Source organism: Phormidium pseudopriestleyi FRX01 (genome assembly GCF_017313335.1).
Taxonomy (GTDB): Bacteria; Cyanobacteriota; Cyanobacteriia; order Cyanobacteriales; family Laspinemataceae; genus Laspinema; species Laspinema pseudopriestleyi.
On record NZ_JAFLQW010000663.1, the window covers coordinates 1 to 13226 of the forward strand.

Sequence of the window (13226 nt, forward strand, 5' to 3'; positions counted from 1 at the left end):
CTGGCTTCTGTTTGTTAAATCATGAAGTGATCATCAACGGAGGATGATTAAGAGAAAACCGAACTAGAAAGGCCCAGTTTTCTGCATGAAGTTCCGGGGGTTAGAGGTGCTTTCACAGAGGCGATCGCCTCTGTGAAAGCAACATCCTGTGATTAACCCAGTCCCCTGCAAACGAGGGACTGGCTTAATTCCTAAGCTTTAAAAGCTTGGTCGAAATCCGCCTTAATATCCTCAATATGTTCAATTCCCACAGACACCCGAATCAGATCCTGTGTTACCCCAGAGGAATTTTGTTCCGCTTCACTCAATTGTTGGTGAGTCGTCGAGGCGGGATGAATCACCAGCGTTTTGGCATCGCCGACATTAGCTAAATGGCTGGCTAACTTCACATGATTGATAAATTCTCGACCCGCTTCCATGCCTCCTTTAATCCCAAAATTGACCACGCAGCCAAACCCATTGGTCAGGTATTTTTTAGCTAAATCGTGATAGGGATTCTTTTTCAGTCCTGCATATTTAACCCATTCCACCTTGGGATGCTTGGAGAGCCATTTGGCTAATTCCATCGCATTATCAGTATGACGCTGAACTCGCAGGGAGAGGGTTTCTAACCCCTGCAAGAGTAAGAAGGCATTAAATGGACTCATGGCGGGTCCAAAATCTCGCAATCCTTCCACTCGGGCGCGAATGATAAAGGCAATATTTCCAAATGGACTTTTTGGCCCAAAGGTTTCATAGAAATTCATGCCATGATAACCGGGAGAGGGTTTAGTAAAAATCGGGAATTTGCCATTTCCCCAATCAAATTTACCCGAATCTACAATCACGCCGCCAATGGATGTCCCATGACCGCCAATCCATTTAGTTGCCGATTCCGTAATGATATCTGCACCATGTTCCAAGGGTTTGCACAAGTACCCCCCACAACCAAAGGTGTTATCTACAATTAAGGGAATTCCATTTTCGTGGGCGATGTCAGCAATGGCAGAAAAATCAGGAATATTGCATTTGGGATTCCCGATACTTTCTAAATAAATGGCCTTGGTTTTGTCATCGATCGCCTGTCGAAAGTCTTCCGGATTATCTCCATCGATAAATTTAACGTTAATGCCTAAACGGGGTAGTGCGACTTTAAATTGATTGTAGGTTCCGCCATAGACAAAGCTGGTGGAAATAATGTTATCTCCCGCTTCACATATCGTGGCGATAGCCAGAAATTGTGCCGCTTGACCACTGGATGTTGCTAAGGCAGCCACACCGCCTTCCAATGCAGCAATCCGCTTCTCAAAAACATCCGTCGTCGGGTTCATAATTCGGGTATAAATATTCCCAAATTCTTTTAGCGCAAACAGATTTGCGCCGTGGTCAGCGTCATTGAAGACATAAGAAGTGGTTTGGTAAATCGGAACAGCGCGGGCATTTGTCCCTGGGGCTGGTGACTGTCCGGCATGAACTTGTAGGGTCTCAAAGCGGTAGTTCGGCGTTTCACTCATAAACTTGAAAAGTTCCTCGAATTTCTGGTGTTTTTGGCTGATTGGATAGATAATTCATCTAGCGCTAGAGAGTCATACTTGACAAGGATTTTACCCTTCCCAAACCAGCACAAAACATTACGCAATTATAGGGCTATTTTTTTCGGCTCGGGTGATAATTTTAAAAAACTTAATAAAATATAAAGGTCCAAGACTCGATAAACACTCAGGTCTGACCCTTAAAGGATGGAAATTTTTAATATAAAGAAAGTGCATCTCATCGGACAGCAAACCAGGCGGGGAAATTAACAGGCACTAACCTTGGGGGACTGGCCCCATCAGTGGACCCTAGGCGGTGATTGCTTTGGGTAAAGCAGGGGTGACTTCAATTCAGGAATCAACGGTGGCGAGTGTCGAGTTCTATGCCGTTGAATTGAATAGATCCCTGAAGCGGATGAGTGGGCCTCTGGAAACCTTACAGGATCATGGAGAGTTCATCCACCACTTGCACCCGTCCCCGGCAAAGAGAACGCAGGAGGCGATCGAGACTGAAGCGGTCCTCGTCGCTGAGGGATTCATCTAAAATCGCGGCCATCAGTCCATAGCGATCGGCTTTGGTGATGCAGTGGGTATCTTTGACCGTGGCGAGTAGTTCAGAAATGGCACCGGGGAGCAAGTTGAGGGAATACATTAGCGTTGTTTTGAACTCGACATCTTTATCTTCCCGTATTTTCTCGCGATCGTCCGTGATTCTACCGAAACAACTCCGTGATTCTAACGAGGCTTTGATGTGATCTAACCAGGTCAGTAGTGGTGATGGCGATCGCCCGCAAGCAATCCAGAGCATTAAAGGGGCCTTAATCCCCCAACAGGGACTTAAAATGTTCAGGATGATAAGCATTTATGCTGACTGATCACTCCTATTGATGATTTTCACTTTGCCCCGGTTCTGGCAATCCTGGGGGTCGTGAATATTGTTTATGGGGCATTGAGTGCCTTTGGGCAAGATCACCTCAAACGGCGGTTAGCCTATTCCTCGATTTCCCAGATGGGATTTGTCTTGATTGGGATTGCTTCTTTAACAGAACTAGGGCATCGGTACAGTAAAGGTTAGAAACTAGGTTTCTGGAGCGAATTTTGTGCGAATTGCTACAAATTTTCTGCAGTAAATCGATTTTTCTTCCCCATACTGTACCGATATTTTAAGGTCCCAACCCCCGAATGCTTCCGGGTAGGGATTAGATAAAAAGGAGAAGAAAGGAGAAGAAATTGGCTTTCTCGCTGGTAATGAGTGGCTGATTATTAAAGATTGTGCAAAGACAAGGGGTTTCTAACCTCAAAGCATTAGTTAAAATTAGCCCGCCTACGCGGGCTTTATTTTATGGGATTCTACCCTTCCAGGCTGGGGGATTTGCTATAGAACAGCCTGCATGAAGGAGTGTGGGAACGAATGTATTCCTCTGGCATAAACTTGAACGGATGAAGTATGGCGATTTTCCCCCTAGAGTATAGATGACAGGGAGGGAGTTTTATGCTATTTCCTTCCTCATCATTGTCCGTAAATCTTGATTTTTAGTGTGGCAATTGGCGATCGGATGTTTTTTTTATAAATAATCACCTCAAAACTTCATCCCAATGGCAGATGAGAGCTTTGCAACTGATCGATGAAAATTATAAGGAAGCGGTAGAGAACTCATCAGAGTCAAAAGCGGACCTGAAATGGACTGTCCAGTGTGAGGGCAAATCCCAAACAGAACGCTGAAAGATTCGGAGACTTTCTATCGGGTCGAACTTTAGTAGTAGAAGGGCTTGACTCTGAAAAGGGGTGAGATGGCCTGATCCACTAACCCCTGAAGTATCGGAAGACCTGCCGCATTTACCACTGTGCGATCGCACTCATTTTCTGGGTTTGAGTTTAGCAACCGACCCCTCTTGAGTCTCGCTGCTGATAGGAAGAGGATAAATTTATGAATGATGCTGTAAAAATCTTTTCTCATTATAATAATACCAAGTCAGGCTCTGTGTCTAGAAAAAGCCGGTGGCCTATTTACTTATTTTTAGGAATTACAACCAATCTGTTGGTTTGGGGTGTGGCGATCGCCTACATCACCCTAAAAGCCCCAAGCTATACGACCAAATGGTCTGTCACCCTACCCGGGACAGGTTCCACAAGCCGCGTAGACTTACCCGGCATTGGTGGGGCGTCTTCTCAAACCGACTCTCCCTACAGATATGATTCCCATCATGACCCTCGGGAAAATTACAAATACATTGCCGCTAGCGATGATGTTAGAGCGCGTGCAGCCCAAAAGCTGAATCTTAAGCCTTCAGAATTCAACGAACCCCAGATCGAGATTATTGGAAACTCTACCTTGATGGAGTTTCAAATTGTGGGAGATACCCCCGAACAAACTCAACAAAAAGCACTCGCTCTCCACCAATCCTTTGAACTTCAATTAGAAAAATTTAGACAAGAAGAAATATCGGATTCCGACCGCAACTTGCAACAGTTACTCAGTCAGTCTCAGCAAAACTTAGAAAAGGCCCAGGCTCGATTATCCGAGTATCAAGCCACCTCCAGCATCATGTCTTCTGAGCAATTGGTTGATCTCTCAAAAACCATTGAAGCATTACGGAAGCAAAAAGCGGAAGTAGATGCCCTGAATCAGCAAAGTAATGCCCGAATGGTCCAAATTTCTCAAAACTTAGACCTCTCCCCGGCATCCGCCAACAAAGCCTTTGCCTTACAATCTGATTCTTTGTTTCAAGACTTTCTGCTGAAATACCAAACAGCCCGGGGTGAGTTAATGACCTTGACCTCAGTTTATACTACGCGCCATCCCGTAGTTCTGGCTAAACAACAAGAAATTGATGAAGCCCTAGAGGAATTAACCCAACGGAGTCAGCAAATTGTTGGGCGACCCTTTGACCCGGAAATCTGGGAACAAACCAACTTAGGAAATGGCGACAATGCCTCTAGGCGAGAAGTCTTCTTTCAAGATTTGATTACAACTCAAACCGACAACGTGGGATTAGAAGCCCAATCCCAAGAGTTAGGGAGGCAGATTGACACCTTAGAAAATCGATTAAAAAATTTATCAGTGCAGGGGTCAGAACTGGAAAATTTACGGCGAAATGTTCAAATTGCCGAAGCAGTATTTTCTTCTACCTTAACCCAGCTAAATATTAGCAAATCTAACATTTTCGCCAGCTATCCGCGCATTCAACTGTTGTCGCCGCCAGCCTTGCCAGAAGAACCCAGTTCCCCGAAAAAGGTCTTAGCCATACTCGGAGCAGGGATGAGTTCCGTCTTTTTTACTGCCGGATTTCTCCTGCTGTGGATGCGGGATGTCAAAAATAAACGGCGCAAGCAAAGTGCAATCCTAGACCCTAAACCCCAACCCATTCCCGTTACCGCAGCGTATCCTCAGCAACATTCGTCTACCGCAGTGTCTAAGCGATGAAGCCAGAAAATCTACCTGAAAAGTTAGTTTGGTATTACATCCTCGGCACTTACATCATTTATTTTATCGGTGCTCAGTATGTACTTGCCCCCTTATTATGTTACGTCCTGCTTTTTTATGTCTTTAAAAAATGGTGGAACCAAACTGAGGAGACGCCCCCGGAAGAACGGGTGAATTTTACCACCTCTAACTGGCTCTGGATCGTGGCGATGTTCATCATGCACATTGCATTAGTGATGGGACATATAGACTTTGGAATGGGATTACCCCAAATCATTCGGTCTACGGTGAACGGATGGCTCAGAAGCTGGGCGCTTTTAGCGTTCTTTCCTCTTGCTGCTCATCTGGATATTCGCCCAAAATTAATTTATCGAGCAATTTGTATCCTCTGTGTTCAAAGTTTAATTTTGATTCCCCTAGGGTATCTGTTTAGCATGGCGGGTCTACCGAGCAAGCTCTATACTTCTCCTTTGCAAGCCTTTGGAGGCGGTTCATTATACAACGTTAATTTGCTGTATCAGTATGATGCCGAAGGGGGTCAAACCCGAATCTTTTTGTTCGCACCTTGGGCACCAGCTTTGGGAATGATTGGCAATATGTACTTGGGGATCGTCCAACAAGAGGCTCACAAAAAATGGCAGTTTTGGGGTATGGTTGGGGCTGCTGCGATGGCCGTTACATCGGTTTCTCGCTTAGGAATTATCGCCCTGCCCTTGGTTCCTGTAGCGGTATGGGGATTGACCAATTTTTTAAGACCTTGGATCATCTTTGCTTCAGGTTTCGCCAGTTTAGGTTTAGGGCTATTTGCCCCGGCATTGATCGAGTTTCTTAACGCCGTCAAAAATCAATTTACTCAAGCCCGGGCTAGTTCTTCCCGCGTTCGAGATCAACTCAATGAGATAGCCGTTTATCGGTGGAGAACGGACGCTCCAATCTGGGGACATGGGATTCTTCAATCGGAAGGGCCAAGAGTGGTGGAAAAGATGCCTATTGGCTCTCACCATACTTGGTTTGGGGTGTTGTTTCTGCACGGGCTAGTCGGCTTTTTTGCCCTCTTCGTTACCCTGGTTTGGACTTTCATAGAAATGCTGATTAAAGCCCAGCACTCTCAAACGGCCAAGGTCACTTTACATTTTCTGATTGTTTTGTTTCTGTTTGCCTTTGCAGAAAATATTCAGGGCTTGGCTTACCTCTACTGGCCCTCTTTAATTCTGATGGGAATGGCCTTTAAAGAACAATTAATCGTTTGGAGCGACACTAATGAAAAAGAAACGTATCTTATTTCTGATTTCTGATAAAAAGATGGGGGGTGTCATGACAATGGTGGATAGTTTGACTCGTTCCTCTCTCTCCAAGCAATTTGATTTTAAAACGGTTTGTTTGGATTCCCATGAAGCAATCAATGAACGAGTCACCCCAGATGTCGTGGTGATTAATAAAGCCTGTACTTGGAGGAGAATACCCAATTTACTCTGGTTAAATATCCGCAAAAGAAAAACCCAGGTGGTGATTATTGAGCATCATTATACGGCAGGATTTGAAACCCATCAAGTTCCGGAGAAAAAGCGCTTCCGGCTGATGCTAAAATTTTCTTACTCCTTAGCCGATCGCGTTGTGGCAGTTTCGGAGGCTCAAGCGGATTGGATGTTTAAAAATAACTTAGTAGCCTCGGACAAACTGTATCAAATTAATCCAGCGGTCAAACTGAAAAAATTCCTGGAAGTCTCCGATCGCCAACCTCGCAAAGAAATTCATTTAGCTGCTTATGGTCGATTCTGTAAACAAAAAGGATTTGACATTTTGCTAGAGGCGATGAAATTAATTCCTCAACATACTGTTAATTTATATTTAGGAGGAGATGGCCCCGATAAGCAAGACCTCAAAGAACGCGCCCTCGGGTTACAAAATGTCAAATTTTGTGGGGCGATTGACGATGTTCCCCAGTTTTTAGAAGGATGTGATGCGGTGGTCATTTCATCGCGCTGGGAACCCTTTGGTTTAGTCTGCATGGAAGCCAAAGCCGCAGGGAAGCCCGTGATTGCCTCGGATATTGATGGGTTACGAGAACAAGTGCACGATTGTGGGATCTTGGTTCCCCCGGAAGATCCAGTCAAATTGGCTTCTGCGATCGCCTCCTTGGGCGAGAGTGACCTGTTGACTTGGGGTCAAAACGGTCGGAACTCGGTCAAAGATGCCCGCGACCTATTTTTAACTCAATGGGAAAACTTACTGGTGGAATTAACAGAAAACTAAAACCTGCTTCATTTTTTTAATTCAAAAAAATTTCCAAAACTAATCTCAATCAAGCATCTACAGAAAGGAAGATATTCATGAAAAAGTCCATGCGCTGGGATCGTTTTTTTACGAGGGGAACACCAGTTATCGCATTGCCGGATTGGAATGAGCCTCGGCTTTTTGTCCCAGCTAAAAATTTTTGGCAGCGATGGAAAGGAAGCTCCTTGTGTCCTCCGCCCTCGGTTAATCCAGATGGGATTGCCTTGCCGCCAAAATTGGGGCGACTCTTGTATCGAATTCAGGTGGCTTTAGGCCAGTCGCCGATGCAAATTGCCTGCCGAAAAAAGTCTGGATCAATCGATATTAAGGGGTTTGTCCGGGAGATTTTTCCCGAATTTAGTTGGGCCGTGTTTTCCGTGGGTGTTCCGGGGAAAGCGCAGAAAATTACCGCCCAACTCTGGAACGATCGCCATCAAGTGATTGGCTATCTGAAATACTCGCGCAAACCCCTCGCCTGCGATCGCATCGCCCGGGAATATGCCGTACTTTCTCAACTCAATGTCCAACCGAGACCCTTACAATTTGGCCCATTAAGTCAGGGAACTGCTCTTTTAATTGAACCGATTCAGGGAAAACATATCTCTTGTGGAATGCTTCCCCCGGAACCAGAAATTTTAAACCTGCTGGATCAATTTGCGATCGCCCCACCCGTTCCCCTAGACGAGCATCCTTGGGTTCAAACCTTCCAACAGACTGCCGATCCAGTGGCCCTGAAATGGTTGGATGCCCTGCGCGATCGCCCCTGGCCGATTGTTGCCTTACATGGGGATTTTTCCCCCTGGAACCTGTTGCGATCGCCCGATGACAAGATTTTTGCCATTGACTGGGAATATGGTCTAGCGGAAGGGTTTCCCTACCTCGACCTTGCGTATTACATCCTGCAAGTCGCCTATTGGCACTTACAGTGGTCTCCCACTCAAGCTCTTGAGTATGCAGTGGAGTTTCTCTCTAGTTCCGGGCCAAACCTCACATTAGCGGAGGCAAAGGCGATCGTGCGATTGAGTGCCTATCAGGGCTATCAATTTATGCTCGAAGATGGACATTCTCTCGAAGAAGAACCTCAATATTGGCGGTCTAAGGTGTGGGAACATGAACTTTTCAACATTTCAAACTAAAGTTAAAAAGAAGCTCAATAACAAATTTGTTCAAAATATTGGCTGGCTAACCGGTGCCGAATTTGCCATCCGTGTCGTTCGTTTAATGACCACCGTGGTTTTAGCCCGGTTCTTAACCCAATACGATTATGGGTTAGCAGCCATTGTCTTAACCACTTATGAATTTACCTTTGTCTTTACCGACATTGGCATCGGTGCAAAACTGATTCAAGCCAAGCCGGAAGAACTCGAAGACTTATGCCGAAATGCCTATTGGTTAAGTTGGGTCCTCTATGGCTGCTTATTCTTGATTCAGGGCCTCGTCGCCTTTCCCATTGCCTGGTTTTATAGTGATACCAATCTGGTTCTACCCATTGCCGTTTTAGGGGGGGTCTTTTTAGTCACGCCGTTAGGCGTCGTGCAAGCGATCTTACTCCGTCGAGAAAATCGCCTAGAAATTCAAGCCCTTAATAAAGTAGCAGTTCAAGGAACAAGTAACATTTTATCCCTCGTTTTCGCGGTATTAGGGTTGGGGATCTGGGCCATTGTCATTCCTAAACTCATGGTAACGCCCTTGTGGGCTTATATCTACCGTCGCAACCATTCCTGGCGTCCAAGTGGGGGATTTCGGAGTGAAAAATGGAAAGATATTTTTGGATTTGGCAAAAATGTCTTAGGCGTTGAATTGTTAAAAACCCTAAGAACTAACCTAGATTATCTACTCGTGGGTCGCTTTTTAGGAATTACCGAGTTAGGAATCTACTTCTTTGCCTTTAATGCTGGATTGGGCATTAGCCTGAGCATCATTAAATCGATTAACGCTGCTCTATTACCGCATTTATGTTCTCTGCGACAAGACTGGGCTAAAATGAAGCAGCAGTTCTATAAGAGCTTAAAGATAATTGCAGCCTTAATCATTCCGTTAGTCCTCTTACAATCGACAATGGCCCCGTTTTATGTGCCGATTGTGTTTGGAGAAAAATGGATTGAAGCGATTCCAGTTTTAATGATTATCTGTATCTCGGCTATTCCTCGCCCATTTGGGGATGCTGCCTCTCAATTAATGGTGGCAATTGGCCGACCGGATATCGATTTTAAGTGGAATATTATCTTTACCACGGTCTTTACCATCAGCCTGTTTATTGGTATCCAGTGGCAAGTAATTGGGTTAGCACTCACGGTGTTAATCGTTCATATGCTTGCCTTACCCGCCTATACGATTTGGGCGACTCGGTATGCCTTTAACCGCAACCGCTAATCATTTTCCGGGGAAACTGTGAGGAACGTTTCCCCCCGGCCATAAAACTCGTTTGTTTCCACTTTAAAAAAAACATACCCTTTCAGTGAGTCCTTTAGTAAATTTCAGGATTAAATCTATGAAATTCATTTCTGTCATCGTTCCCGTTTATAACCTAGAACAGTATATCGTTGACACCATCCAGTCTGTATTAGCCCAAACTTACCAACATTTTGAACTGATTTTGATTGATGATGGATCAACCGACCGCACCGCTGAAATTTGTGAACAATTTCAAGAACCCAAATTAAAATTAATTCTTCAGGAAAATAATGGGGCAAATGCGGCCCGAAATGCAGGATTGCGCGTAGCCCAAGGGGACTATATCGCTTTTCTTGATGGAGATGACCTCTGGTTACCTGAAAAATTAGAAAAGCATATTCAGCATTTAGAACAGTCCCCAGAAGTCGGCATTAGCTATAGTCAGTCTGCTTTTATTGATGAAGCTGGTGAGCCGATGGGACTCTATCAAATGCCGAAGCTAACTGACATTACCATTCGAGATGTCCTCTGTCGAAATCCCATTAGCAATGGCTCCTGTGCCGTTCTTCGCAAAGAGGTGTTTGAAAGCATTAAATTCCAAGATGACCTATATGGAACTCAGCAATATTTTTACTGGGATGAGCGATTACAAGGCTCACAAGACCTCGATTGTTGGTTTAGAATTGCCCTGCAAACTGAGTGGAAAATGGAAGGGATTCCAAAAATTTTAACCCTGTATCGGGTGAATTCTGCCGGACTCTCTGCCAAATTATTAAAAAAACAAGAATCCTGGGAACAAGTCATCGAAAAAACCCGTGAGTATGCGCCGGATGAGGTCGCTCAATGGGAAAATCCAGCCCGCGCTTACCACTTGCGATATCTAGCGCGTCGGGCGGTTACATTACGGGATGGGATAACTGCCCTAAAATTAGCCTGGACTGCGATCGCCACTCACCCCCAAATGGTGCTAGAAGAACCGAAACGCACGGGAGTCACCCTAGCGGCTGCCACGGTCCTTTCCGTGCTGCCTAAACCAATTTATCAACAACTCGAAGACCTCGGAATGAAACTAGCGGGACGGTTTCAAAAACTTCAAGTTTTCCCGTATAAAATTTAACCCCTCTGTTGCCGTTCATTCTCGGACCTCGTTTTTCTAGCCGTAGAGAAACGAGGTTTCCCCCAAACTGTTCTAATTTTTACTTACTTTCTCAATCTAACCAGTCATTATGAAGCTAGTTTCGGTAGTGGTTCCGGTTTATAATGTTGAAGCCTATATTGCAGAAACCATTCAGTCAATTCTCAACCAAACTTACTCTAATTTTGAAATCCTGATTGTCAATGATGGGTCATGCGATCGCAGTATAGAAATCATTCAAACCTTTGATGACCCTCGCATTACCCTGATTCACCAAGAAAACCAAGGCGTGTCTGCTGCCAGAAATACGGGAATTGCTCAAGCCAAGGGTCAGTATATCGCCTTAATTGACGGAGATGATATCTGGGTTCCAGAAAAGCTGGAAAAGCACGTCGAGCATTTAGAACAGTCCCCGCAAGTTGGCCTGAGCTTTTGTCGGTCAGCCTTTATCGACCTCAAAGGAACCCCGTTAGGAATCTATCAAATGCCCCGGCTCACCGATATTAAACCCCATCATATCCTCTGCCGTAATCCTATTGGTAATGGGTCTGTTCCTGTGATTCGTCGGGTTGCCCTAGAAGCCATTAAACATCCATCAAATCGCAATCAGGACCTGTCTTTTGCCTACTTTGATGAAAATCTTCACCATTTAGAAGATGTGGAATGCTGGCTAAGAATTGCCCTCAAAAGCGAGTGGCAAGTGGAAGGAATTCCCGAAGCCCTCACCCTCTACCGAGTCAACGTAACGGGAGCTTCGACCAAGGTCGATCAGCAGATAGCTTCCTTAGAAAAAATGCTGATTAAAACTGCCACTTATGCCCCGGAACTCGTGGCAGAATGGGGTAGTATGGCCCGGGCTTATCAAATTCGATTTTTATCCCGACGGATGGTCAGTCTCGGTAATGGAAAAAAAGCGGTGCAACTGGCGAACCAAGCGCTGTTAACCTCCTGGAAAATCGCCCGGGATGAACCACAGCGGACCTTTCTCACCTTAGCGGCGGCCTATTCCCTTTATCTCTTACCCTCGTTTATTTATAAAAAAATTGAAGCACGAGGGATGAAAATGACTGGACTGTCTCAACAAAAACAAATTCTCCGAGAACAGCGTAACTAGACGATTTATTGACTTTTTTTAACTGAGGATATTAAACCGATGAAATTTGTTTCTGTGATTGTTCCCGTTTACAATGTCGAGCGATATATTGCCGAAACCATTCGCTCGATTTTGGCTCAAACCTATCCCCATTTTGAAGTTTTAATCGTGGATGATGGGTCCCCGGACCAGAGTATAGAAATTTGTGAGCAGCAGTTCCATGACCCCCGAATTAAAATTATTAGCCAAGAAAATCGGGGATTAGCCGGAGCAAGAAATACCGGGATTCGTCACGCCCAAGGCGAATATTTAGCCTTTTTAGATAGCGATGACTTGTGGGAATCCGATAAACTGGCGAAACACATTGAACATCTCGACTCAGCCTTAGAGGTGGGAATTAGTTTCAGTCGTTCGGCTTTAATTGACGAATCTGGGAATCCCACCGGAACCTATTTGATGCCCCAATTAACCGATATAGATGTTCCTTGTTTATTGCGCGGCAGTCCTTTAGGGAATGGTTCGACTCCGGTGATTCGACGAGAAGTATTTGATGCTATTCAATTTGAAGCCAACCGCTACGGCACTGTAGAAACGTTTTACTTTGATGAAGACTTTCGGCAGTCAGAAGATATTGAATGTTGGTTAAGAATGGCCTTAACAACAAACTGGAAATTTGAGGGAATTCCCGAAGCACTAACTTTATACCGAGTGAATACTGGAGGTCTTTCAGCTAACTATCTCAAGCAACTTGAAAGCTGGGAACAGGTATTAGAAAAAACTCGGTCCTACGCACCAGAAGCGATCGCTCAATGGTGGGATCTGGCGATCGCCTATGAACTGCGATATCTCGCACGGAGTGCCATTCGCGTCAAAAATGGCAAAGTTGCGGTGGAGTTAATCAATCGTGCCTTATTCACTTACTGGCGCATCCTCCTAGAAGAACCCCGGCGCACGGTGTTAACCCTAATCGCCGCCTATGTTCTACGGTTATTACCTCCCTCGGTTTATACTTGGATCGAAAATCGCGGCAACCAGTTCAATGGTTCTACCCAACAACAGCAGATTAAAAGCGATCGCCCTCCCCAAACCTCCCCATCCACCATCGAAATCGGGGTGTCCATAAAATAGCCCTAGGCGATCGCAGGCGGATTCAGCGTTAAAATGGCAAGAAAGCCCTACCCTAGACGGGTGGCGCTTTCCGAAGCCCCCTGATAGCGCGCTATTTCAGGTTTTTACAAACCAAATTTGGCCTAAGCTCACTGAAAACCTTCTCGGATTTTGACAATGTTTGACCATTGGTTTAAAGGAAAAATGCGAACTTCTATTTTAGCCGGTACTGCGATCGCAATGGCGGTATCAGCTAGTGCGATCGCCATCGGTTCCTTCGCGCTCGA

General features: G+C 45.2%; 10 protein-coding genes and 1 pseudogene. 9 read left to right on the plus strand and 2 right to left on the minus strand.

The genetic code is table 11. From position 1 onward, the window contains the following. Nucleotides 1-191: 191 nt before the first annotated feature. Nucleotides 192-1493, minus strand: a complete 1302-nt coding sequence (locus tag J0895_RS24800) for an O-acetylhomoserine aminocarboxypropyltransferase/cysteine synthase family protein (protein WP_207090653.1) — start codon at nt 1491-1493, stop codon at nt 192-194. Nucleotides 1494-1947: 454 nt separating this feature from the next. After that, nucleotides 1948-2163: a hypothetical protein gene (locus tag J0895_RS24805; protein WP_207090662.1), complete on the minus strand. Its 216-nt coding sequence runs from the start codon at nt 2161-2163 to the stop codon at nt 1948-1950. 243 nt (nt 2164-2406) lie between these two features. Here J0895_RS24805 and J0895_RS24810 point away from each other — a divergent pair. The 9 genes and pseudogenes from J0895_RS24810 to J0895_RS24850 all read left to right on the plus strand — a co-directional run. Next, a pseudogene (locus J0895_RS24810) lies at nt 2407-2565 on the plus strand (proton-conducting transporter transmembrane domain-containing protein); the annotation flags it as partial. An 874-nt stretch (nt 2566-3439) separates the two neighbouring features. Continuing rightward, nucleotides 3440-4936, plus strand: coding sequence for a GumC family protein (locus J0895_RS24815; protein WP_207090654.1), 1497 nt, complete (start codon nt 3440-3442; stop codon nt 4934-4936). Then, nucleotides 4933-6231: an O-antigen ligase domain-containing protein gene (locus J0895_RS24820; RefSeq protein ID WP_207090655.1), complete on the plus strand. Its 1299-nt coding sequence runs from the start codon at nt 4933-4935 to the stop codon at nt 6229-6231. The genes J0895_RS24815 and J0895_RS24820 overlap by 4 nt, the downstream gene beginning before the upstream one ends. Continuing rightward, nucleotides 6197-7189 carry a glycosyltransferase family 4 protein gene (locus J0895_RS24825; protein WP_207090656.1) on the plus strand — a complete coding sequence of 331 codons (993 nt, stop codon included), beginning with the start codon at nt 6197-6199 and terminating at the stop codon, nt 7187-7189. Before J0895_RS24820 ends, J0895_RS24825 begins: the two co-directional genes overlap by 35 nt. Nucleotides 7190-7395: 206 nt before the next feature. Further along, the gene (locus tag J0895_RS24830) at nt 7396-8346 is read left to right on the plus strand and encodes a phosphotransferase family protein (protein WP_207090657.1); all 951 of its coding nucleotides are present in this window, start codon (nt 7396-7398) and stop codon (nt 8344-8346) included. Next, nucleotides 8321-9583: a lipopolysaccharide biosynthesis protein gene (locus tag J0895_RS24835; RefSeq protein ID WP_207090658.1), complete on the plus strand. Its 1263-nt coding sequence runs from the start codon at nt 8321-8323 to the stop codon at nt 9581-9583. Before J0895_RS24830 ends, J0895_RS24835 begins: the two co-directional genes overlap by 26 nt. Before the next feature lie 118 nt (nt 9584-9701). Continuing rightward, nucleotides 9702-10721 carry a glycosyltransferase family 2 protein gene (locus J0895_RS24840; protein WP_207090659.1) on the plus strand — a complete coding sequence of 340 codons (1020 nt, stop codon included), beginning with the start codon at nt 9702-9704 and terminating at the stop codon, nt 10719-10721. Between the two features lie 109 nt (nt 10722-10830). Continuing rightward, on the plus strand, nt 10831-11853 hold the full coding sequence (locus J0895_RS24845; protein WP_207090660.1) for a glycosyltransferase family 2 protein: 1023 nt from the start codon (nt 10831-10833) through the stop codon (nt 11851-11853). 39 nt (nt 11854-11892) lie between these two features. Next, nucleotides 11893-12960 carry a glycosyltransferase family 2 protein gene (locus J0895_RS24850; RefSeq protein WP_207090661.1) on the plus strand — a complete coding sequence of 356 codons (1068 nt, stop codon included), beginning with the start codon at nt 11893-11895 and terminating at the stop codon, nt 12958-12960. Nucleotides 12961-13226 lie beyond the last annotated feature (266 nt).